The following is a 22,551-nucleotide window of genomic DNA, read 5'->3' as shown; positions in this document are numbered from 1 at the left end:
CAGCGACGGCAGGGAAGGCGGTTCGGTGAGACATCCGGGATGGGGGCGGCGGGCCGGAGGGCCGGCACTGCGCCGCAGGACGGCGGCGCTGGGCGAGCGGTTCAGGATCCGCAGCCGGCTCGAATGGCTCAGTCTCGCCGGTACCGAGATCGGCACCACGCTCGACCTCGAGCGTACGGCGCAGGAACTCGCCGACTTCGTGGTGCCCCGGCTCGCGGACGGCGCGGCCATCGACCTGCTGGAGTCGGCGCTGCGCGGCGAGCACGTCGAGGCGGGCCCGGACGGGAAACGGCCCGTCATGCGAGCCATCGCCGTCTCCGCCGTACCCCACCTCATGGACCTCGAGCCCGACCCGGTCGGCGAGCTGACCTCGGTGAACAAGAACACGATCGCGGTCCACGCCCTGATGCACCGGAAGCCGGTGCTGATGAGCCGGCTCAGCCGGGACGACTTCGCGAGGGTCGCGCCCACTTCCAGCGCCGCGGAGAAGATGCGCAGGGCCGGGGTGCACAGCTACATGGTGGTTCCGCTGATCGCCCGCGGCGTGCTGCTCGGCGTGGCCGACTTCGTACGGTCGGGCAGGAGACCGCCCTTCTCCCGCACCGACCTCGCGCTCGCCCAGCAACTCGCGTCCAGGGCGGCCGTGTTCGTCGACAACGCCCGCCTGTACAAGCGGGAGCGCGAGCAGGTCGTCAGTCTGCAGCGCAACCTCCTCCCGCGGACCACCCCGCAGACGTTCGGCCTCGACGTCCACGCCGACTACGCGCCGACCGCCGACGCGAGCGGTGTCGGCGGCGACTGGTACGACGTGATGGCGCTTCCGGGCGGGCGGACAGCCCTCGTCGTCGGTGATGTCATGGGCCACGGACTCGCCGCGGCGGCGACCATGGGCCGGTTGCGTGCCATCGCCCGGACGCTCCTCGCCCTGGACACGGTGCCCGAACGGGTCCTCGCCAGACTGGACCTCGCGGTGCGTGACCTCGAGGACGACCAGGTCGCCACCTGCCTGTGCGCGGTGTACGACCCCGCCACCGCCGACTGCACCCTCGCCACGGCCGGTCATCCGCCGCCGCTGCTCCTGGACCCGGCGGGCAACGCCGAGTACCTGGACGTACCCGTGGGCGCGCCGCTGGGTGCGGGCGTCATCCCCTACGACCCGGCGAAGGTGCCCGTACCGGTGGGGAGCCGGCTGCTGCTGTACACCGACGGCCTGATCAAGACACGCGAGGACGACATCGACGTCCAGCTGGCACGGCTGCGCAAGGCCGCGTCCGCCGCCGGCGCCGCGGAGCTGGAGTCGTGCGGGCTGCTGACCGGCGACTGGGGCCCGGAAAAGCGGTTCGACGAAGCGGTGATGCTCGTCGCCGCCGTGCACGGGCCGCAGCCGGGGGAGGACATGGCCGTCTGGCCGCTGCCCGCCGACGCCACGGCCGCCTCCGCGGCCCGCAGACTCGTGGTCGAGCAACTGGGCAGATGGGACCTCGACAGCCTCGCCGACACCACAGAACTCGTCGTCAGCGAACTCGTCGGCAACGCTCTGCGCTACGGCGGCGCGCCCGGCAGGCTGCGGCTGCTGCGGCACGAGCGGCTGGTCGTGGAGGTGTCCGACACCGGTCCCGATCTGCCACTCATCCAGCACGCGACGCTCAACGACGAAGGCGGCCGCGGACTCCAGCTGATCAACATGCTCTGCAGGCGCTGGGGTTCGTGCCGCACTTCGGACGGCAAGGTCGTCTGGGCGGAGCAGGACATCGTCGCGCCGGCATGACCTGCCTCGGGCACGGCCCGGCGTGAGGACGGCGACCAGGGGAACCGGCAACCGTTTCCGGTCGTGATACCCCACACAGGTCGTGCCGGGACGAGGGGAGTGCACCGTGGCCGCGAGCGCCGTGCGTGTCGACGGAAACAGTCTGCTGCTGGGCGGGGGAGCGCGCGTCAGCTTCATCAGGACGCTGCGGTTGCCGGAGACGGGGACGCACCCCCTGCCGCCGGGGCTCGGCGAGTTCCCGGTGCGGAGGGTCGAGGACCACCTCGACACCGTGCCGCCGCAGATGCGCGAGCGCGGCGGCGTCATGCTTCCCGTGTACCTGCGCGAGGCGATGTGGCTCAGTTTCGCAGGCAGCGGCGAGCCGGCCGCCCTTCAGGTCGGCGTCGGCAAGGTGTGCGCCGTCTCCGGCGAGCCGTGGCGCGGCACCCTGACCCGCACGCCGCAGAACTACGTGGTGCTGCCGCGCCAGCCGTGGCTGGACGGCATCAACTCCGGCAAGGGCACGGTACGTCAGTTCGTGGCCGTACCACTGGGGATGGGCGCAACCGTCGAGGGGCAGGTCACCGGCGAGGAGAGCTGGGGCGGCGTGCAGCTGCAGACGTTCGGACTGTCCGCCGCGGCACTCGACGCCTGGCGCGAACAGGAGCGGCTCCGTGCCGAGCGCGCCGCTTCCACCGCGTGGATGAGCGGGCCGCCTCCCGCCCCCATGGCGTTCGGGGCCGTGCCGCCTCCCGCCCCGATGGCGTTCGGCGCCGCGCCGCCGGTTCCCTCGGCGCCCGCCGGAGCGCCCCCTGCCCGCGCGGCGGCGATGGGACTCGGCGTCGGCGGCTCCATGCGGCAGGAGGTGTACCGCGACGACCGGAACCTCTCCGACTGGGCGCAGGAGCCCTCCGGCCGGATCTTCGTGCATCTGGTCACCCCGCCCGAGTGGCGCCGCATCACCGGAGAGGACGCGCCCTCCTCACCCGCCGACCGTGCCGCCTACACGAGGGCCGGACTGCCCTGGTACGACTACTACGACGAGAGCGCCACCGATCTCGCGCCGGCCGACGCTCTCACGGACGTGCGGCCGGTCGGCGACTGGATCGGCGACGACCACACCCCGTGGCAGCCGCCGTCCGCCGGGCAGGTCCTGCCGCTCGGTGACGCGCCGAAGCCGGGGAAGCCGGTCGCGGACGGCGACTGGTGACCCGCCGCCGTCCGTGAGCAGGCCGCCCCGGCCGCGAGCACCCGTCAGGGCAGCTGGGTGAACGGCGAGAGGAACGCGCGGGCGCCGGGGGCGTCCAGACGGTACGTCACATTGGTCGCGTAGCACGGCGAGTCGCCCGTGATGGTCGTGGACACCAGGGTGCGCTCGCCGTCCAGCGTGGCGAAGTTCGGCCCGCCCGAGTCGCCGTAGCACGCTCCGCCGTTGCCCTGCGGGGCGGTCATGGCGAGGCGCACCCAGGACTTGTTGAGGGCGTCGAACGTCACCGGCGCCTTCATCCGGACGCCGCCGCCGGGGTGCGTGTGGCCGCCGGGCTGCCGGGAGGCTTCCTGAGTCCCGTAACCGGCGACCACGAACGGCGTGTCGCTCAGCCCCTGCGACCCGAGCGCGTCGAGCGCCCCCGCCTCGGGCAGGGTGGCAGGAGTGAACGACCAGCGGGCCCGCACCTGCTTGGCGGGCAGTTCCACGACCGATATGTCGTGGGTGTCCGCAGAGGGCCCGGGATACCCGGGGTGGCTGTGCGCGACTCCCTCGACGGCCACGGCGTCCGCCACGGCCGCCGGGTCGCCGGGGTGCTCCGCGGCGGCCGCGTCGAGGCCGGCCTGCACGTCCTGGTCGAGGGAGACGTAGAAGCGCACGTTCTCCGGCCAGTCGGTGGTGCAGTGCGCGGCGGTGAGGAACGTGTCGGCGTCGATCATCGTTCCGGAGCAGACCCAGTCGACCCGGTCGGGTGTGGCCGGGTCGTCGTCGGCGTCCCAGGTGGCGACGAGCGCGCCGACCTCGGTGCGCTCGGGAGCGGGCGTGGCGTTGTACGAGTTGATCGCCGACGACGGCAGGGCCGCGGCGAGCACCATGGCGCAGGCGGCGGCGGTGATGCCGGTCAGACGTACGGGTACGGCAGTCAAAGGAAACCCTTCGGTGTCTTGGACGGGGCTCTCCTGTGGGGTGATCGACAGTGAAGCGTGTGGCGGACCGCGCGGCAAGAGTCCGGACACCGCGGACCGGACATCGGACGGCGGGGCGTGCGCCACATCGGACGGCGGGGCGTGCGCCACATCGGACGGCGGGGCGTGCGCCGCGAAAAGCGTGTGCCGTGGCCCCGCGGCCACGGCACACGCTCCCCCTGGGAGGCAGGTCGGATCAGAGGCGCTGCCAGAGCGCCGGCACGCCGGGCGGCTCCCAGCCCGGCTGGGCCTGGTGGCCCTGCAGACAGCGGTACGTCGCGCCGCCGTAGGTCACCTGTGCGCCCGCCTGGTAGACGGTGCCCGCCGCCCATGTGCCACCCGGCTCGCCGGGCTCGCCGGGCTCACCCGGGTCGGTGGTGGTCCTCAGCGTCAGCCCGTATCCCTGCAGCAGCGGGTTGATCGGCTGGTGATAGGTGGTGCCCCCGCTCCTGCAGTCGCCGGAACCGCCGGAGGTGACGCCCTGCGCCTGGCTGCCGGAGATGTACGAGCCCCCGGAGTCGCCGGGCTCGGCGCACACCGTGGTACGGGTGACCCCGGTGATGGTCCCCTCGGGGTACGTGACGCTGGTGTTGTGCTGGGAGATCGTGCCGCAGTGCCAGCCCGTGGTGGAACCCGACCGGCAGATTGACGCGCCCACCGGCTGCTGCACCGAGCCGGTGACCTGTACGTTCTGGCCGCTCTGCCCCTTGACGTACGGGGTCGAGGTCCAGTTGCCGTTCGTCGCCACCCACGCCGTGTCCCGGCCCGGGAACGTCGACGCCTGGAAGGTGCCCTGTGCCACCTGGTTGTAGCCGCTGGTGGCGGTGCCGGCCCGGCCGCAGTGGCCCGCGGTGGCGAAGCCCTGCGTGGTGCCGCGGGTGATCGCGAAGCCCACCGAGCAGCGGCCGCCGCCGCCCATGTAGTACGCGTCGCCGCCGCGGATGTCGTACAGCGGACGCGGCTGCTCGCCGGTCGTGACGACCCGTATCAGGTCCCGCTCCGCGCCGCTCGCCTCGATCAGGGCCTGCGCGGCGGACGGCTTCACGGCCCGGACCACCACGGTGTTGGCACGGACGTCGACGTACCAGACGGGCACGTCGGTCGAGGGATGGTGAACGGCTGCCCGGTCCAGCGCCGCCTTCGTACGGTCGAGTTCGGCGAGCGTGTGGGACGTGATCTCGATGTCGGCGCCGCCCGCCCTGATCGCCGCGGCGTCCGCGGCCCTGGTCGTGGCCACGGTCAGGGTGCCGGAGTCGGCCCCCTCCACCCATGCTCCGGCGAACGATCCGCCGAGCCGCTGCCGGAGCCCTGCCGCGATGGCGCCCGCCTCGGCCTCGTTCACCAGCCGCCTCTCCGCCTGGGCCCGGGTGAGCCCGAGGTCACGCTGCATGGCCCGGAGCAGTTCCGGCTGCGCGGCGGACACCGCGAGAGTGTCAGCGGCGCTGCGCGCGGTGGCGGGCCCCGATCCGGCCTGCTGTGCCGAAGCGGCACCCTGCAGGGCGGTCAGGAGCAGCGCGCCCGCCGCGACGGTGGCGGCACACGCTGACCTGGCGTGTCTGTGGAGCATGGAAGTCCCCTCGGTCTCGTTGGAGGTGTGCCGAAACCGTAGGGACGGCGAACCCTGCCGCGGCAGCTGTCAGTCGGCCCCCTGCACGGCGTTATGGAAGGCCGGGGTCCGGGCGGTCAGCCACCCCGAGTAGGTGGAGCTGCGCGCCGTCGCGTCACGGTGCGCGGCGCGCACATGGCCGACGACGACGGGGGCCGTGACGGCGGCGGGCGCGTCGGGGTGCCAGCCGAGCAGATGGCGCCAGACCAGCGGCGTCCCGGTGAGCGGCCGCGTCACCAGGCCCGGTGTGTCGGGAAAGGTCGCCCTGCACAGGCCCACGGCCCGTCCCACCTGGACCAGATGCACGCAGGAGGCGGTGTCGGTCTCGTACACGCACGACGGTGTGAAGCCGGCGCGCACGCAGGCGCCGGCGAAGCAGTCGGCGAAACAGCCGTCGCCCGGTACGTCCGTCCATGCCTCCGCCGCCAGCTCGGCCAGCTCGATCTCGCGCCGTACGGCGAGCGGATGGGTCGTCGCCAGCATCACGAACACCGGATCGCGCGCCACCTCGGTCCACGCGAGCCGGCCCGACTCGGGCGGGGCGCTCTCCCCGCAGGCGCCGATCAGCGCGTAGTCCAGCCGCCCCTCCGCGGCCGACGCGGCGATCTCCCGCTCCGACCACGAGGTGTGCGTGACCACCGAGACGCCCGGGTCCGCGGCGGCGAGCCGGTCGACGAGGCCCCCGAGGAGCGGCCCGTGGGTGCCGCCGAGCCGGAACGCGCTCCCCGTCCCGGGCCGTGCCCCCGTTCTGGCGAAGCGGGCGGCCTCCTGCTGCAGTTCGTGCACCGCCGGCAGCAGGACGCGGGCCCGGTCGAGGACCAGGTCGCCGAGAGCGGTGGTGCGTACCCCGGTCCGCCCGCGTTCGAACAGCGTCCCGCCCAGCGAGCGCTCGATCCTCCTCAACTGCGCGCTGAGCGCGGGCTGGGCGAGCCCGAGTGCGGTGGCTGCCTTGGTGAGACTGCCGGCGTCGGCGATGGCCCGGATGGTCCGTAGGTGCCGCAACTCCAGTTCCATGACTGCAGCTTGGCGCTGGGGCAGGACCGCGGCAATAAGCAGGTCCAGACCAAAGTGGCCGTCCGTGCCGGTACGCGTGTTCCGGCCGGGGCGCCGGATGACACCATGAGTGCGTGCGGGCCACCGGAGCGCGCCGCGAAAGCCCACCCGGAGCCGGTGGGGAACTCGCGAACGAACGACGAACAAGGAGGACGGGCCGTGCCCGCTCCCCGGATGAGCACGACGCCCCTGCCGGGCATCGGCGTCCAGTACGACCTGACCACACGCGAACACCGGCACCTCTCGGTGATCGCCCACCGGGACGGGACACGGTCGGTGAACGTCTACCGGCCGGACGACCCCGATGCCTGCGCCCAGTCACTGCACCTGACCAGCGCGGAGGCGGCGTCACTGATCGACGCGCTGATGCCCGGTCACCACAGCCCCAACGTCCTGCACACCACCGACATCGGGCTGCTCGCGGAGCGCATCGAGCTGTCCGCCCACTCGTACTGGAACGGTCGCGTGATGGGGGACATGCGGATGCGTACGGAGACGGGCGCGTCGGTCGTGGCCGTGCTGCGCAGGGCCGAGGCGATACCGTCCCCGGGGCCGGACTTCCGGCTGGCCGGCGGCGACACGCTGATCGTCATCGGAACCCGCGAGGGCGTCGAGGCGGCCGCGACGATCCTCGGACGGGAGTGACCGGGTGCACTCCGCGCTGTTCCTCATCGAGTTCGGGGCGATAATCCTCGGCCTCGGACTCCTCGGCCGGTTCGCCGGCCGGCTCAGGTTCTCGCCGATCCCGCTCTACCTGCTGGCCGGTCTCGCCTTCGGCGAGGGCGGACTGCTGCCCCTCGGCGCCAGTGAGGAGTTCGTGGCGATCGGCGCCGAGATCGGCGTCATCCTGCTCCTGCTGATGCTCGGCCTGGAGTACACCGCCAGCGACCTCGTCTCCAACCTCAAGACGCAGTACCCGGCCGGCCTGGTCGACTTCACGCTCAACGCCCTTCCGGGAGCCCTCGCCGCCCTGCTGCTGGGCTGGGGGCCGGTGGCCGCCGTCGTGCTCGCCGGTGTCACCTGGATCTCCTCCTCCGGCGTCATCGCCAAGGTCCTCGGCGACCTCGGCAGACTCGGCAACCGGGAGACCCCGGTGATCCTCAGCATCCTGGTCCTCGAGGACCTGGCGATGGCGGTCTATCTGCCGATCGTCACCGCACTGCTCGCAGGCGCCGGCCTCGCCGCGGGAAGCGTGACCCTGGCGATCGCGCTCGGTGTCGCGGGAGTGGTGCTCTTCGTCGCGGTCCGTTACGGACGCCTCATCTCACGCTTCGTCAGCAGCGACGACCCCGAGAAACTCCTGCTCGTGGTCCTCGGGCTGACCCTGCTCGTGGCGGGCGTCGCGCAGCAGCTCCAGGTCTCCGCGGCGGTCGGGGCGTTCCTCGTCGGCATCGCCCTGTCCGGCGAGGTCGCGGAAGGAGCGCACACGCTGCTCAGCCCGCTGCGTGACCTCTTCGCCGCGGTCTTCTTCGTCTTCTTCGGCCTGCACACGGACCCGTCGAGCATCCCGCCCGTGCTGCTGCCGGCCCTCGCGCTGGCGGTCCTGACCACCCTGACGAAGATCGCCACCGGGTACTGGGCGGCGAAACGGGCGGGGGTCGGCGTCAAGGGCCGCTGGCGCGCGGGCGGGACGCTCGTGGCACGCGGCGAGTTCTCCATCGTCATCGCGGGTCTGGCGGTCTCGGCCGGCATCGAGCCGCAACTGGGGCCGCTGGCCACCGCGTACGTCCTGCTCCTCGTGCTGATCGGGCCCCTGACCGCCCGCTGGACGGAGCCGATCGCCGGCCGCTTCGTCGGACGCGGCACGGTCGCGGCCACGGTTCCGGCGAAATCGCCGACCCCGGTCGAGGTCCGCGACTGAGCCGCACGTCCGCGACGGCGCGGGGCCCGTCGCGGACGGCGGGACCGGGCAGGCCGGGCGGGACGTCGGACTGGTCGGGACCGGACTGGTCGGGACCGGGTGGGGCGTCTGACTGGTCGGGACGGCCGGGAGCGGTCGGGCCCTCCAGGAACCCGCCGGGAACGGTCGGGACCTCCAGGTCCAGGACCCGCCGGGACCGAGGCGCCGACACGGACGTTCACGAACCGGCCCCCGGCCCGACGCCACCCTGGCCCCGACACGGACGACACGGACGACACGGACGACACGGACGACAGGCTCCGGCCCCGGACGCCGTCAGAGGTCCGTCTCGAGCCCGCCCGGCCCGTCGAACAGCGGGGGGAGGATCTGCTCCGTCCAGACGGTCTTGCCCTCGCGGGTGTGCCGTGTGCCCCACCTGGCCGTGAGCTGGGCCACCAGCAGCAGGCCCCGCCCGCCCTCGTCGGTGCTGCGGGCCCGCCGCAGATGCGGCGAGGTGCTGCTCGGGTCGGACACCTCACAGATGAGCCGCTGGTGGTGGATGAGCCGGAGGGTCACCGACCCGCCGCCCGCGTAGCGGTAGGCGTTGGTGACCAGTTCGCTGACGATCAGCTCAGTGGAGAAGGCCATGTCCTCCAGACCCCACACCGCCAGTTGCTCCGCGGTCAGCCGGCGGGCCCGCGACGGAGCAGTGGGCTCCGCCGGCAGCTCCCAGGTGGCGACCAGCTCCGGTGCCAGGGTGAGCGTCTGCGCCAGCAGCAGCGCCACGTCGTCGGCCGGACGCGCCGGCAGCAGCCGGTCGACCACGGCCTGCGCCATCTCCTCCACCGGCCGGCCCGGACCGGCCAGGGTCGCGCACAACTGTGACAGCCCAGCCTCCATGTCGTGCTCGGCACGGTCCAGGAGCCCGTTCGTGTAGAGGGCGATCACCGTGCCCTCCGGCAGTGTCAGTTCCGCGGCCTCGAACGGCAGCCCGCCCAGCCCCAGCGGCGGCCCGGCCGGCAGCTCCGCGATGACCGCCTCGCCCTCCGGTGTCACCACGGCCGGCGGCGGGTGGCCGGCGCGGGCGATGGAACACAGCCGGGTCACCGGGTCGTACACGGCGTACAGACAGGTCGCGCCGACCACCTGCTCGCCGGGCGCGCCGTCGATGTCCTGCTCCTGCTCACCGGCGAGCCGGGTCACCAGATCGTCGAGGTGGGAGAGCACCTCGTCGGGCTCGAGGTCGAGATCGGCCAGCGTGTGCACGGCCGTCCGCAGCCGGCCCATGGTGGCCGCGGCGTTGATGCCGTGCCCGACGACGTCGCCGACGACGAGCGCCACACGGGCACCGGACAGCGGGATGACGTCGAACCAGTCCCCGCCGACGCCGGTCGCACCGCCCGCGGGCATGTAGCGGTGGGCGACGACGACCGCCGGATGCACCGGCAACTCGCGCGGCAGCAGGCGCCGCTGCAGCGCCAGCGCGGCCCGGTGCTGCTGGGTGAAGCGGCGCGCGTTGTCGAGAGAGACCGCCGCCCGGGCGGCAAGCTCGCCCGCCAGGGTGAGATCGTCCTCCTCGAACGGCTCGGGAAGCCGTGACCGCCACAGACTGACGAATCCCAGGATCAGCCCGCGTGCCGTCAGCGGCACGATCATCAGTGAATGGACGGCGTGGGCCTCCGGCACCTGGCCCCGGCCGAGGGCCGTGAGCGTGCCCGAGATGTCGATGAACGGCTCCAGCACGGGACGCCCGGTCGCCAGGCACCTGGCCTGGGGCGTCTCCTCGGGAAACGAGTTGATCGTCCCGACCGGGAAGAGCAGGTGCTCGGTCTCGGGCGTGACGGTCCGGTACGCCGTTCTGCGCACCGGACCAGCACCTCCGTCCGCGACGGGTTCCTCCCCGCGGCTGACCGGCTCGAGGAGGTCCACCGAGACGCAGTCCGCCAGTCCGGGCACCGCCGCCCTGGCCAGTTCCTGCGCCGTCGTCTGGACGTCCAGCGTGGTCCCGATCGTGGCACCCGCCTCGGTGAGCAGGGCGAGCCGACGACGTGCCCGGTGTCCGTCCGTGACGTCCTCGACCAGCTGGGTCACTCCCAGCACGCGGCCGCCGGCGTCCTCGATGCGAAACGCGGACACGGAGACGTACCGCTCCCTGCCGGGCATGCCCGGCACCCGGCACGGCTGCTCCGTGAAGATCATCGGGGTGCCCGTCTCCAGCACCTCGCGCAGTCCCGCGTCCACGGTCGCCGCGTCCTGGGCGACGAGGAAGTCCCCGATGCGGTGACCGCGGGCGTCCTCGCTCGAGATGCCGCCGATACGGGCGATCGCCCGGTTGATCCGCAGGATGTTCAGATCGGTGTCGTGCACCGACAGGCCGATCGGGGACCTGCGGAACAGCCCGTCCATGACCGACCGGTCGATCTCCCACTGCACCACCTCGTCCGCCGGTGCCGCCACGAGGTACCACTCGCGGTCCCCTCCGGTTCGCACGACCCTGCGGGCACGGATCCCGAGGCTGATCCTGCGTCCGTCGGGCGCCCGTACGGGTACCACCCCGAACCAGCCGCTGTTTCTGACGCAGGCCGCGGATGCCTCCAGGACGAGCTCCTCGTCGCCAGGGGCCACAAGGAGCTCGACGGCCCGGTGGCCGAGGACCTCCTCGGCCATCCACCCGGTCAGCGTGCGGGCGCGCTCGCTCCAGCCGGTCACCACGCCGCGCCGGTCCAGCACCACTGAGGCGGCTCGACCGTGCGCGTACGGGTCCTCCGGGCTCTCACCGATCAGGGTCACGGATCCGGTCATCGGTCCTATCCTCCGCCCGGCGCATCGGGGACGCGAGCGATGAATTCCGGGCGGCGCGGGGGTCAGTACCAGGACAGTACGCAACATCCGCCGACAGTGACCACGTCAGGAGCACGCCATGCCGCGCATTACTCCCAATCTCTGGTTCGACACCCAGGGCAAGGAAGCGGCCGAGTTCTACGTCTCGGTCTTCCCCAACTCGGAGATCAAGCACGTCCTCTACTACGGAGAGGCGGGCCCGAGGCCGGCCGGCACCGTGCTGACCGTGGACTTCGTCCTCGACGGCCAGCCCTACACCGCGATCAACGGCGGTCCGGAGTTCACCTTCGACGAGGCGATCTCCCTGCTGATCAACTGCGCCGACCAGGAGGAGGTCGACTACTACTGGGAGAAGCTGGGCGAGGGCGGGGAGGAGGGCCCCTGCGGCTGGCTGAAGGACAAGTACGGCCTGTCCTGGCAGGTCACTCCCGCCGCGCTGGAGGAGCTGGTGAAGGACGAGGACGAGGGCCGGGCCCAGCGTGCGATCGCCGCCATGCTCGGCATGAAGAAGATCGACGTCGCCGCCCTGTACGCGGCGGCCGACCGCACCTGACCGACCGCACCTGCCGTGCACGTCTCACGCGCCTGCCGCGTGCCGCGTGCCGCGTGTCGCCCCTTCCGCCTATGGCGCTGTGAGCGGTGGGAACGCGTAGAGCACCTGGGGCGCGTCCCACTCGACATAGGTGTCCACCACGACGGCGCCGAGGTCTTCCAGGAGCCGCCGTGAGCGGTGGTTCGCCTGCTGGGTCAGGGCGACCACTTCGGACGCGGGCGAGGAGCCGTCGCCGTGTGCCCACGTCACGGCCGCGGCGACTGCCTCGCGGGCGTAGCCGTGGCCCCAGTGCTCGGGGAGCAGCTGGTACGACACCTCGGTCCTGCCGTCCCGGGCCCCGGTCTCCACCGTCACCAGGCCGAGGACGGTCCGGTCCGCCTGCCGCACCACGGCGAAGGTGCCGGGGGCGCCGACACATCTCTTCTCCCGGATCCGTACGACGTTGCTGTCGACCGGGCCGCCGAGATGCCGCCGGACCTCGGGATCGGTCCACAGCCGGGCGATCGCCGGCACGTCCGCCGCACCGATGGGACGCAGCGCCAGGCGGCTCGTGGCGAGGGCGGCGGGCCATACGACGGAACGGGGCGCGGAAGGCATGAGCGCGATCATGGCACGGGCCGTGGCCGCTGCGGGCGTGATCAGGCCGAACACGATGGAGGAGGCGCACGCCCCACCGACGGCTCCGGGTCAGGGCTTGAACACGAAGCATCAATCCGAACCGTGAGTCTTGTCAGAAGTTCGAAACACTCCTACAGTCCACCAGCGAATGGGAGCGCTCCCACGGCATTTCCCCCACTGCTGAAGGGACACCATGCGACACCGTTTACGCGCCTTCGCGACCGCCCTGCTGCTCGCCGTCGGCCTGCCGGCCGCCATGCTGGCCGCGGCACCGGCCGCCCAGGCCGGCGTCGAGATCTGTGAGCAGTACGGCTCGACGACCGTTCAGGGCCGGTACGTGGTCCAGAACAACCGCTGGGGCACCAGCGCCACCCAGTGCCTCGACGTGACCGACAGCGGCTTCACCGTCACCAGGGCCGACGGCTCCGTGCCCACGAACGGGGCACCCAAGTCGTACCCCTCGGTATTCAACGGGTGCCATTACACGAACTGTTCACCGGGGACCGAGCTTCCCAAGCAGGTCTCCACCATCGGCTCCGCGCCCACCAGCATTTCCTACGGCTTCGTCGACAACGCGGTCTACAACGCCTCGTTCGACATCTGGCTCGACCCCGAGCCCAGGACCGACGGTGTCAACCGCACCGAGATCATGATCTGGTTCAACCGTGTGGGACCCATCCAGCCGATCGGCTCCCGAAACGGCTCCGCGACAGTCGGCGGCCGGACGTGGGAGGTCTGGACGGGCAACAACGGCGGCAATGACGTGATCTCCTTCGTGGCCCCGTCCGCCCTCCCCAGCTGGTCCTTCGACGTCATGGACTTCGTCGACCAGACCGTCAGTCGCGGGATGGCGGCCGCCGACTGGTACCTGACGAGTGTCCAGGCCGGATTCGAGCCCTGGCAGGGCGGCGCGGGTCTGTCCGTGAACTCCTTCTCCTCCACCATCGGCCCCGACGACGGGGGCGGTGAGGAGGAGCCGCCCGGCGAGCCGGCGGGCGGCTGCCAGGTCGGCTACTCCACCAACGTGTGGACGGGCGGATTCACCGCGGAGGTCACCATCAGGAACGACGGCGCCGCGGCGGTCGACGGCTGGAACCTGGGCTTCACACTTCCCGCCGGTCAGAGTGTCACCAACGCCTGGAACGCCACGGTCACCCCGTCCGGCGGCGCGGTGACCGCCCGCGACTCGGGCTTCAACGGCCGTATCCAGGCCGGTGGCACGCAGTCGTTCGGATTCCAGGGGACGTACACCGGCAGCTTCGCGGAACCGGCGCGGTTCACGCTCAACGGGACGCCCTGCGACGTCATCTGACGCACCGCCGCATCCCACGGTGTTCCGCACGGACCCGCCCCTTCCAAGGAGCCGCACATGCGACCGCGTACGCCCCTCCCGGTCACCATCCCGCCGGAGCCGCTGTCGGCCACCGCCGTGACAGACCTCGGCACGGTCCACGGCGCAGCCTCGGCACCCGCGGCCCCGGCCGCCGAAGCCGCCGCCCCGGGCCTTGGCGTCGGCGGCAGCCGACGCATCCCCGGGTCCGACGGCACCGTCACCGTGTCACCCGTCTCCCGCACCGCGGTCATCCCGCCGTACGGCCCGGCCGGCATCGGTTTCCTCGGCGCCCGGATCGGCTCCGACGACCGCCCGTCGGCGTTCACGCCGAACGGCGCGGCCCGCACGGCCGGGTAGCACCGGCCTCGCCGGTTCCCCGCACGAGGGGGCGGGGAACCGGTGCCCGTCGGCGGCAGCGACTGACACCGCCGTCGTGGAATGGGATCCTGGGAAGCGGTACGTGTCCGGCGGGGGAGGGACCGTAAGGAGCACGGTGGACCTGGAAAGCACCCTCGACGAGTTGTACGCGCTGCGGCCCCAGGACTTCACCGCCGTCCGCAACGAACGCGCGGCGCAGGCCCGGCGCGCCGGCGACCGGGAGCTGGCGGAGCGGATCCGGGCGCTGCGCAGACCGACACTCTCGGCGTGGGCCACAAACCTGCTGGTGCGGCGCGAGCCCGAGAAGACCCAGCCGCTGATCAGCCTCGGCGAAGGGCTGCGCAACGCCCACCGCGACCTCGACGGCGGACAGCTGCGCGAGCTCGGCAGGCAGCAGCACCTGCTGGTGAGGGCGCTGGCGGGCGAGGCGCGGCGACTTGCGGCGGAGGCGGGGCAGCCGGTCGGTGACGCGGCGCTCCACGAGATCGAGGCCACCCTGCACGCGGTACTGGCCGACCCGGACGCCGCGCGGAAGTGGGCGACCGGACACCTCGACAAGCCGCTCGCCGCGCCCGTCGGCTTCACCGGACTGGAGCCGCGGCCCGGAGCGGCGCCCGAACCGGCCGCGGTGCCTGCGCCGCCCGAACCGGCCGAGCGGCGCCCCCGCAAGGAGAGCGCCGACCGGCGCCGCCTCGAGAGACTCGACCGCGCCCGGCAGGACGCCGCGGACGCCGAGCAGCGGGCCCGCGAGAGCGATCAGGCGCGCGAAGAGGCCGCGGCGGCACTGGAGGCGGCGCAGACCGCGGTCGACGAGGCGAGGGAACGGGCGGAGACGCTGGCGCGTGAGCTGGCGGACGCGAAGGCGGAGCAACGGCGGGCGGAGAGCGGGCTGCACGAGGCCCGCGACCGTGCGCGGGAGGCGGACCGGGGCGCCCGGGACGCTCGGCGCCGCGCGGAAAAGGCCGTCGCCGCCGTGCGGCGGACGGAAGCGGACGACGGCTGAGACCGCCGCCCGGTCCGTACCCCTCCCGGCCCGTACCCCGCCCGGACCTACGCCGTGGACCCGGTCTGCTGCCAGGACTGCCGGATGCCCCGCATCAGCGGCGGGTACACGAAGACGTGCCGGAACGGGGCGATGGCGGCCATGTACGCCCTTCCGAAGGGCCCGTTCGGTTTCACCAGAACCGCCATCTGGCCCCGGTGGCCTCCCGAGCCGTCGGGGACCCAGCTGATGTGCATGACCCCGTGCATCGTGCTGTTCGCCATCTCGGCCGCCCACTCGTCGTCCGTGAGATAGACCGGACTGAAGGGCAGCCGTCCGAACTCCGGCCCGGACGGGCCGTCACGCAGATCGGCCGGCAGACGGTCGCGGAGCGTCGGCACCCGGGAGCCGACCCCGGTGCCCGGGGTGTCCCAGCCGAACAGCTTCCCGAGCTTCCAGCGGATCGCGAAGAGGTTGCGGGCGATACGGGACGGGTTGTTCGACGTGTCACCCGCGGCCGTCTGACGCACCAGCCGCGGGAAGTCGCCGGGACCTCCCGGCGTCGGCAGTGCCCAGACGTCGTAGAGACGGAAATCCGGCGCGATCTCGTGGATGCGCCAGGGCCGAGTCGTGTGCTCGGTGTTCCTGAGCCTCATTCGCAGACCTCCACGTGGACGACCAGTGATCCGTACGGAGAAGTCTGCCGCCGCCACGGCTCCGGAACGTCGCTCCGAGGTCTGAACCCCGCCTCCCCCGTGCGGGCGAGAGGGCTCCCGCGACGCCCCGCCGCCGGGTGTCTCACTCCGGCGGTGCGCCCAGCGGATTCGCGGCCAGCGCCTTCGCCGCGCCGAACAGGTTGGCCGCCATCGCGCGGCCGGTCCTGTGCGACCAGTCGCGTCCGCGCTCGTCGTCGAGGTAGTCGGGACCCGGGCCGGGCCCCAGGTGCCAGTACGTCCACGCCTGACCGGGGATGGTGTAGCCGATGTCGGTCAGTGCGCCGGAGATCTCGCTGATCACGTGGTGCGCGCCGTCCTCGTTCCCGGTGACGACGACGCCGGCGACCCTGTTGTACGCGACGGGACGGCCGTCGTCGTCCGTCTCGGAGAGCATCGCGTCCATCCGCTCCAGCACCCGCTGGGCGACGGAGGAGGGCCGGCCGAGCCAGGTCGGCGAGGCCACCACGAGGATCTCCGACGCGAGGAGCTTCTCGTGGACCTGTGGCCACTGGTCGCCGGGGACGACGGCCTCGCTGACGACCCCCGGCCTGATGTCCAGGTCCACCGCGCGTACGAACTCAACCTCCGCGCCGTACTGCTCGAGCCGGTCGGCGACGACCTTGGCGAGCGCTTCCGTGTTGGACGGGTCCGGGGACGTCTTGAGCGTGCAGTTGATCACCAGTGCCTTCATGCGAGCACCGGTACCCCGTGAGGAGACCGGCACGCCGTTCACCGGGCCGATCGGGTGAACACGGCGGACTCCCGCTCCACCGCGAACCGCTCCGCGACACCGGTGACCGCGGGCCGGGTTACCGGGTAGAGGTGGCAAAAGCTGCAAAATGCGCATAGTGCGCGTTGGGTCGGATCGTCCGTGAGAGGTGCGTGGCAGGTGCTGTCGACCAAGGGACGCGGGCGGCTGGGGCGCAGGGCCGGACAGGCGGCGAGGGACACCTCCGTCGCGCTCGACGCGCGCCTGCCCCTGTTCGACGGCAGCGCTCTGCTGCGCAAGGCATTTCCCGACCACTGGTCCTTCCTGCTGGGCGAGTTGGCGCTCTACAGCTTCGTGGTGCTGCTCGTCACCGGCGTCTACCTCACCTTCTTCTTCGACCCGGGCATGGGCGAGGTGACCTACCACGGTGCTTACGTCCCGATGCAGGGCATCACCATGAGCGAGGCGTACGCCTCGACGCTCGAGATCAGTTTCGACGTGCGCGGCGGCCTGCTGATCCGTCAGATCCACCACTGGGCCGCGCTGGTGATGGTCGCTGCGATCGGCGTACACATGCTGCGGATCTTCTTCACCGGAGCGTTCCGCCGTCCGCGGGAGGCCAACTGGGTGATCGGCGTGACGCTGCTGATCGTCACGATCCTGGAGGGGTTCGCCGGTTACTCGCTGCCCGACGATCTGCTCTCCGGAACCGGGCTGCGCACCGCACAGGGGTTCATCCTCGCCGTCCCCGTCGCCGGGACCTACCTGAGCATGTTCCTCTTCGGCGGCGAGTACCCGGGGGACGAGATCATCCCCCGTCTCTATCCCGTGCACATCCTGCTGCTGCCCGGCCTGCTGCTGGCGGCGGTGACGGCACATCTGATCCTGGTCTTCCACCTGAAGCACACCCAGTGGCCCGGCGTCGGGAGAACCGGGCGCAACGTGGTCGGCCGCCCCATGTTCCCCCACTTCACGGCCAAGTCGGCCGGCCTGTCCGCCATGGTGTTCGGGGTGCTGGCCGTCCTCGGCGGAGTGGCCCAGATCAACCCCGTGTGGGCGTACGGCCCCTACCGGACCGACCATGTGTCGACCGGCGCCCAGCCCGACTGGTACCTCGGGTTCATCGAGGGTGCCATGCGCGTCATGCCGGGCTTCGAGACCCGGCTGTGGGGCCACACGATCCAGTGGAACCCGCTGATCCCCGCGGTCGTGTTCCCCGGCGTCTTCTTCCTCGCGCTGTACGCCTATCCCTTCCTGGAACGCTGGATCACGGCCGAACGGGGCGAACAGCACCTGTGCGACCGGCCCCGCGACCGGCCGGTGCGCACCGGGCTGGGCGTCGCGGCCATCACCTTCTACGGACTGCTGCTCGTCGCCGGCGGTCAGGACATCGTTGCGCTCACCTTCGACGTCTCGGTGAACGCCCTGACCTGGGCGCTGCGCTTCCTGGTGGTCCTCGGGCCCCTGGCCGCGTTCTGGGTGACCAAACGCCTCTGCCTCGCCCTGCAGGCCCACGAGGCCGAGCTCCTGGCGGAGGGGGAGGAGACAGGAGACCTCCGGCAGTCCCTCGAGGGCGGCTACGGCGAGCGCCACCGGCCGCTGCCTGCGGGCAGGCGGTACGTACTGACCCACCGCGCCGCGCCCGGTCCGCTGTCCGCACCGAAGGACGGCACGCGCACGGAGCGGATCCGCCACGGCCTCAGCCGCTGGTTCCACCCGCACAACCGCGCCGCCCCGGCCGCCAGCCCGGCCGCGAAGGACGGCCGGGAAGCGAAGGACGGCCGGGAAGCTAAGGACGGCCGGGAGGAGGAGAGCCGCACCGGGGGTTAGCCGGGCGCCGCGGCCCGCCGGCGGCATACTCACGGTTCGCGGTCGTTGTACTGGAAGACGAAGCCGAGCACGCCCGGTGCGAGCAGGCCGGCGCCGACGAGGACCAGCCACAGGCCGTAGACGACGCCCAGGGCCAGCACGGCGGTGCCCATCGCGGCGAGCACCGGGACATAGCTGCGCGGCGGGAAGAAGGCGACGGGGCCGGCCGTTTCACGGACCTCGGCCCGCCCGCGGTTCTGCGCCACGGTCCCCAGCCGCCGGTCCTGCCGCCACAGGTGTAGCGTGACCAGCGCGGCCATCAGGAAGGAGACCGTCAGTACGGCCGTTCCGGCCGGGTCGCCCGCCCACCATCCGTAGACCGCCGCGGACGCGCCGAAGAACACGGCGACTCCGAGGAACAGCAGGGCCTCGGGTTTCATGACGTACGCCCCCGTCCGGTGCGGGTCCTGGACGCGGTGTCCACCGCCGCGATCCCCGGGTGGTGCAGGTCGAAGGCCGGGCACTCGGAGCGGATCCTGGGCAGCGCCACGAAGTTGTGCCGCGGCGGCGGACACGACGTGGCCCACTCCAGAGACCGGCCGAAGCCCCACGGATCGTCCTCCGTGACCTTCTCTCCGTACCGTGCCGTCCTCCAGACGTTGCAGAGGAACGGCAGGGTCGACGTCCCCAGCAGGAACGCCCCGACGGAGGAGAGGGTGTTGAGCATGGTGAATCCGTCTCCGGCGAGATAGTCGGCGTACCGCCGGGGCATTCCCTCGGTGCCGAGCCAGTGGTGCACCAGAAACGTCAGCTGGAAGCCGGTGAACAGGGTCCAGAAGTGGATCCTGCCGAGCCGTTCGTCGAGCATCCGGCCGGTGAACTTGGGCCACCAGAAGTAGAACCCGGCGAACATGGCGAAGACGACGGTGCCGAACAGCACGTAGTGCAGGTGCCCCACCACGAAGTAGCTGTCCGTGGTGTGGAAGTCGAGAGGCGGCGAGGCGATCAGGACCGCGGTCAGACCGCCGAAGAGGAACGTCACCAGGAATCCGATCGACCACAGCATCGGTGTCTCGAAGGACAGCGACCCGCGCCAGGTCGTCCCGATCCAGTTGAAGAACTTCACTCCGGTCGGCACCGCGATCAGGAACGACGCCAGCGAGAAGAACGGCAGCAGCACCGCGCCGGTCGCGAACATGTGATGCGCCCACACCACCGCGGACAGGCCGGTGATGGCGACGGTCGCGCCGATGAGCCCGAAGTACCCGAAGACCGGCTTTCTGCTGAACACCGGCAGGATCTCGGTGATGATGCCGAAGAACGGCAGCGCGACGATGTAGACCTCCGGATGCCCGAAGAACCAGAACATGTGCTGCCACAGCAGGGCCCCGCCGTTGGCCGGATCGAAGACATGTGCCCCGAACCGGCGGTCGGCCATCAGAACCAGCAGCGCGGCCGTCAGCACCGGGAAGGCCAGCAGCACCAGGATCGACGTGAACAGCACGTTCCACGTGAAGACGGGCATGCGGAACAGCGTCATGCCCGGCGCGCGCAGGCACACGACGGTGGCGATGAAGTTCACCGCGCCGAGGATGGTGCTCAGACCGGAGACCACCAGTCCCATGGCCCAGAGGTCACCGCCCGTGCCGGGGGAGTGCACCGGACCGTTCAGCGGGGCGTACGCGAACCAGCCGAACGCGGCCGCCCCGTTGCTCGTCAGGAAACCTGAGATCACCATCAGGCCGCCGAACAGGAACACCCAGTAGGTGAAGGCGTTGAGCCGGGGGAAGGCAACGTCCGGCGCGCCGATCTGAAGCGGCATCACGGCGTTGGCGAACCCGACGAACGTCGGTGTGGCGAAGAGCAGCATCATCACCGTGCCGTGGATGGTGAAGAGCTGGTTGTACTGGTCGTTCGAGAACAGCTGCGTCCCCGGCCTGGCGAGCTCCGCGCGCATCAGCATGGCGAGCAGCCCCGCGAACAGGAAGAAGCCGAACGACGTCACCAGATACATGTTCGCGATGACCTTGTGGTCCGTCGTCGTCAGCCACCGGAGCACGGTCGCGCCCACGGTGGAGTCCCTGCCGCTCCGCTCGGACGTCGAAGCGCTGTCCACGGCCGTCATCAGCTGTTCTTCCTGTCGCGCCTGCCGCATACGGCACCGGGCCGTACGGAACCCGTGCAACCGGTCCGGACCCGGCGGGATCCTGCGTATCCCCTGTTCGCGCACGGGCGCCGTCCGGGGGATTCTGGGGGCATGACCGCGACGATCGGAGTCGAGGAGGAGTTCTTCCTCGTCGGGACCGGCAGCCGGGCCGTGGAACCTGCGGGCAGCCGTATCGTGGCACGAGCCCGCGGCGCCGTCGGGGACCTGGTTTCCGGCGAGTTCCACGAGGGCCAGCTGGAGGTGCGCACCCCGCCGTGCCAGGACACGGACGAACTCATGCGGCAGCTGACCGCCGTGCGCGCGGCGGCCCGCGACGCCTGCGGCCCGGACGGGCTCTGCCCGTGCGCCACGGGCACGCCCGTCATCGGCGGGGAAGGAGCCCGCGTCCTGGGCGACCATCCCCGCTACCGCGCGGGTGTACGCCAGTTCGGAACCATGCTCGACGACTTCACCGTCTGCTCCGCCCATGTGCATGTGCGGGTGCCGGATCGTGAGCTCGCCGTACTGGCCGGGAACCATCTGCGCCCCTGGCTGCCGCTGCTGGTGGCCATGAGCGCCAACTCGCCGTTCTTCGAGGGCCGGGACACCGGCTACGCGAGCTGGCGGATCGTCGTCCGCGGCCGCTTCCCCGCCCTCGGTGCTCCCCCGTACGTCGACTCGCTCGCCGACTACGAACGGCTGACGGCGGCGCTGCAGGAGTCCGAGGCGATGCTCGACGCGAACCTTCCCTTCTGGGACGTACGGCCCAACCCGCGCTTCCCGACGCTCGAGATCCGGGTCATGGACGTCCCGGTGGACGTCGCGGACACCGTCGCCCTCACCGCCCTCGTCAGGGCCCTGGTCGTGCGCTCGGTCGAGCGGGTCCGCCGCGGCGACGCGGGCCCCCGCACCTGCGGCGAACTTCTGCGCGCCGCCTACTGGCGCGCCGCGCGCGACGGCTGGCCGGGCAGCGGCGTGGACGCGCTCACCGGACGCGTACTGCCGTTCGAGACGCAGGCACGGCGACTGGTCGACCACGTCCGGCCGCAGCTGGAGGAGTACGGCGACGCCGAGTGCGTCGCGGCGTTCCTGAGGCGCCTGCGCGAGCAGGGCTGCGGGGCTCAGCGGCAGCGCGCGTCCTGGGCTCGCCGCTCACGGCTGACCGACGTCGTCGACGATCTCCTCGCCGGGACCTCGGGGGCGGGGACGAGTGCGGTCAGCCCGGGGTGAGGGTCGTCACCAGGACGTCGCGGCGGGCCGGGAGCGCGGTGTCGACAGGCCGGACGGGTGACACCTCGTGCAGAGAGCCGCGGTCGTCCGACAGCAGAAGGGCCGCCGGCTCGTCCAGCGTGACCGACAGCATCCTCTCGCCCTCGGGGGTGTACACGGCGCTCTCGCCGCCCGTGGCGTTGTCCCGGCCGATCAGCAGCGAGGACACGAGCGTGACGCCGTCCCTGTGCCGTCCCTCGGGGGTGGGCTCCCCGCCGCCGTCCGGCGTTGCGAGCACCCGGAAGGGGTGCACCTTGACGCTCCACCAATCGGCGGGCTCCAGCGCGCCGGCGACCCGGCCGAGGACGCCGATGAGGGAGCGCAGGACGGGATCGGCGACGAAAGCGCCGGTCAACGGCTCGAAGTGGCGGTCCACGGTCGCGTACAGCGGATTGGTGTCGGCGGGCTGGACGAAGGCGCTGTGCGGCAGCAGCCTCAGCTCCCCGGTCGCGGGCGCCAGGCGGAAATGACCGTAACGCCGCAGTCTGCGGGTGCCGCGCAGGGCCGCGTACTCGTCCTCCGAGAGGTCGTCCCAGTGGGCCGCGAAGCGGGCCCAGCCGGCCTCGTCGGCTCCGGTACAGGCCAGCACGTCGGGCGGGGCCATCAGATGCACGCCCTCGTGCGCCAGGGCCTGGCGGGCCGCTGCCAGGGCGGACCGCCCTGCGGCGGCACCGTCCGCCGCCGGGTCGGTGAACTCGGTGTCCGGATCCACGGTCTGTCACCGCCCTCTCTCCCGTGGGGGATGCGATGTGCGCCCATCTTCGGCGGGCCGTGGGGCG

At 72.0% G+C, this 22,551-nt stretch carries 20 protein-coding genes; 10 read left to right on the top strand and 10 right to left on the bottom strand.

The features are described from left to right. The first annotated feature begins 67 nt into the window (after positions 1 to 67). The gene (locus ACFYV1_RS25265; protein WP_389398007.1) at positions 68 to 1,768 is read left to right on the top strand and encodes a SpoIIE family protein phosphatase; all 1,701 of its coding nucleotides are present in this window, start codon (positions 68 to 70) and stop codon (positions 1,766 to 1,768) included. Positions 1,769 to 1,874: 106 nt separating this feature from the next. Further along, positions 1,875 to 2,957 (top strand): hypothetical protein, encoded by a 1,083-nt coding sequence (locus ACFYV1_RS25260; RefSeq protein WP_389397851.1) that lies wholly within the window; start codon positions 1,875 to 1,877, stop codon positions 2,955 to 2,957. A 44-nt stretch (positions 2,958 to 3,001) separates the two neighbouring features. Here ACFYV1_RS25260 and ACFYV1_RS25255 read toward each other — a convergent pair whose 3' ends face one another. From ACFYV1_RS25255 to ACFYV1_RS25245, 3 genes are all read right to left on the bottom strand, one after another. Further along, positions 3,002 to 3,880: a trypsin-like serine protease gene (locus tag ACFYV1_RS25255; protein WP_389397850.1), complete on the bottom strand. Its 879-nt coding sequence runs from the start codon at positions 3,878 to 3,880 to the stop codon at positions 3,002 to 3,004. A gap of 235 nt (positions 3,881 to 4,115) precedes the next feature. Further along, positions 4,116 to 5,486 (bottom strand): alpha-lytic protease prodomain-containing protein, encoded by a 1,371-nt coding sequence (locus ACFYV1_RS25250; RefSeq protein ID WP_389397849.1) that lies wholly within the window; start codon positions 5,484 to 5,486, stop codon positions 4,116 to 4,118. A gap of 69 nt (positions 5,487 to 5,555) precedes the next feature. Continuing rightward, positions 5,556 to 6,539, bottom strand: coding sequence for a LysR substrate-binding domain-containing protein (locus ACFYV1_RS25245; RefSeq protein ID WP_389397848.1), 984 nt, complete (start codon positions 6,537 to 6,539; stop codon positions 5,556 to 5,558). 213 nt (positions 6,540 to 6,752) lie between these two features. On the opposite strand from ACFYV1_RS25245, the gene ACFYV1_RS25240 reads away from it, so the two are divergent. Together ACFYV1_RS25240 and ACFYV1_RS25235 are read left to right on the top strand one after the other, a co-directional pair. Beyond that, the gene (locus tag ACFYV1_RS25240; RefSeq protein WP_389397847.1) at positions 6,753 to 7,223 is read left to right on the top strand and encodes a cation:proton antiporter regulatory subunit; all 471 of its coding nucleotides are present in this window, start codon (positions 6,753 to 6,755) and stop codon (positions 7,221 to 7,223) included. A gap of 4 nt (positions 7,224 to 7,227) precedes the next feature. Further along, positions 7,228 to 8,439: a cation:proton antiporter gene (locus ACFYV1_RS25235; RefSeq protein ID WP_389397846.1), complete on the top strand. Its 1,212-nt coding sequence runs from the start codon at positions 7,228 to 7,230 to the stop codon at positions 8,437 to 8,439. Between the two features lie 315 nt (positions 8,440 to 8,754). Here the strand turns inward: ACFYV1_RS25235 and ACFYV1_RS25230 are convergent, their stop codons facing one another. Beyond that, positions 8,755 to 11,220, bottom strand: a complete 2,466-nt coding sequence (locus ACFYV1_RS25230; RefSeq protein ID WP_389397845.1) for a SpoIIE family protein phosphatase — start codon at positions 11,218 to 11,220, stop codon at positions 8,755 to 8,757. 118 nt (positions 11,221 to 11,338) lie between these two features. Here ACFYV1_RS25230 and ACFYV1_RS25225 point away from each other — a divergent pair, with 118 nt between their 5' ends. Next, entirely contained in the window at positions 11,339 to 11,812 is a 474-nt protein-coding gene (locus ACFYV1_RS25225; RefSeq protein WP_389397844.1) for a VOC family protein, read from the top strand. Positions 11,813 to 11,881: 69 nt separating this feature from the next. On the opposite strand, the gene ACFYV1_RS25220 is transcribed toward ACFYV1_RS25225, so the two are convergent. Next, positions 11,882 to 12,409, bottom strand: a complete 528-nt coding sequence (locus tag ACFYV1_RS25220; RefSeq protein ID WP_389397843.1) for a GNAT family N-acetyltransferase — start codon at positions 12,407 to 12,409, stop codon at positions 11,882 to 11,884. Positions 12,410 to 12,623: 214 nt separating this feature from the next. On the opposite strand from ACFYV1_RS25220, the gene ACFYV1_RS25215 reads away from it, so the two are divergent. The 3 genes from ACFYV1_RS25215 to ACFYV1_RS25205 all read left to right on the top strand — a co-directional run bounded on the left by ACFYV1_RS25215 (position 12,624) and on the right by ACFYV1_RS25205 (position 15,144). Next, the gene (locus tag ACFYV1_RS25215) at positions 12,624 to 13,742 is read left to right on the top strand and encodes a cellulose binding domain-containing protein (RefSeq protein ID WP_389397842.1); all 1,119 of its coding nucleotides are present in this window, start codon (positions 12,624 to 12,626) and stop codon (positions 13,740 to 13,742) included. A 57-nt stretch (positions 13,743 to 13,799) separates the two neighbouring features. Then, positions 13,800 to 14,120, top strand: a complete 321-nt coding sequence (locus ACFYV1_RS25210; protein ID WP_389397841.1) for a hypothetical protein — start codon at positions 13,800 to 13,802, stop codon at positions 14,118 to 14,120. Between the two features lie 136 nt (positions 14,121 to 14,256). Beyond that, positions 14,257 to 15,144, top strand: coding sequence for a hypothetical protein (locus ACFYV1_RS25205; protein ID WP_389397840.1), 888 nt, complete (start codon positions 14,257 to 14,259; stop codon positions 15,142 to 15,144). Positions 15,145 to 15,191: 47 nt separating this feature from the next. On the opposite strand, the gene ACFYV1_RS25200 is transcribed toward ACFYV1_RS25205, so the two are convergent. Further along, on the bottom strand, positions 15,192 to 15,779 hold the full coding sequence (locus ACFYV1_RS25200) for a DUF2867 domain-containing protein (RefSeq protein ID WP_389397839.1): 588 nt from the start codon (positions 15,777 to 15,779) through the stop codon (positions 15,192 to 15,194). 142 nt (positions 15,780 to 15,921) lie between these two features. After that, the gene (locus ACFYV1_RS25195) at positions 15,922 to 16,530 is read right to left on the bottom strand and encodes a flavodoxin family protein (protein ID WP_389397838.1); all 609 of its coding nucleotides are present in this window, start codon (positions 16,528 to 16,530) and stop codon (positions 15,922 to 15,924) included. 198 nt (positions 16,531 to 16,728) lie between these two features. On the opposite strand from ACFYV1_RS25195, the gene ACFYV1_RS25190 reads away from it, so the two are divergent. Continuing rightward, the gene (locus ACFYV1_RS25190; RefSeq protein WP_389397837.1) at positions 16,729 to 18,378 is read left to right on the top strand and encodes a cytochrome bc complex cytochrome b subunit; all 1,650 of its coding nucleotides are present in this window, start codon (positions 16,729 to 16,731) and stop codon (positions 18,376 to 18,378) included. 29 nt (positions 18,379 to 18,407) lie between these two features. On the opposite strand, the gene ACFYV1_RS25185 is transcribed toward ACFYV1_RS25190, so the two are convergent. Both ACFYV1_RS25185 and ctaD read right to left on the bottom strand, forming a co-directional pair. Beyond that, the gene (locus ACFYV1_RS25185) at positions 18,408 to 18,797 is read right to left on the bottom strand and encodes a cytochrome c oxidase subunit 4 (RefSeq protein ID WP_389397836.1); all 390 of its coding nucleotides are present in this window, start codon (positions 18,795 to 18,797) and stop codon (positions 18,408 to 18,410) included. Next, a complete protein-coding gene (gene ctaD / locus ACFYV1_RS25180; RefSeq protein WP_389397835.1) occupies positions 18,794 to 20,482 on the bottom strand; it encodes a cytochrome c oxidase subunit I in 1,689 nt (562 codons plus the stop codon). Before ctaD ends, ACFYV1_RS25185 begins: the two co-directional genes overlap by 4 nt. 132 nt (positions 20,483 to 20,614) lie before the next feature. Between ctaD and ACFYV1_RS25175 the strand changes: the two genes are divergently transcribed. Further along, a complete protein-coding gene (locus tag ACFYV1_RS25175) occupies positions 20,615 to 21,733 on the top strand; it encodes a glutamate--cysteine ligase (RefSeq protein ID WP_389397834.1) in 1,119 nt (372 codons plus the stop codon). On the opposite strand, the gene ACFYV1_RS25170 is transcribed toward ACFYV1_RS25175, so the two are convergent. Continuing rightward, entirely contained in the window at positions 21,720 to 22,484 is a 765-nt protein-coding gene (locus ACFYV1_RS25170; RefSeq protein ID WP_389397833.1) for a 2OG-Fe dioxygenase family protein, read from the bottom strand. The genes ACFYV1_RS25175 and ACFYV1_RS25170 overlap by 14 nt on opposite strands. Between the last annotated feature and the right edge of the window lie 67 nt (positions 22,485 to 22,551).

The organism is Streptomyces sp. NPDC003023, assembly GCF_042888225.1.
Taxonomy (GTDB): domain Bacteria; phylum Actinomycetota; class Actinomycetes; order Streptomycetales; family Streptomycetaceae; genus Streptomyces.
This window is presented reverse-complemented; position numbering and strand designations above follow the sequence as displayed.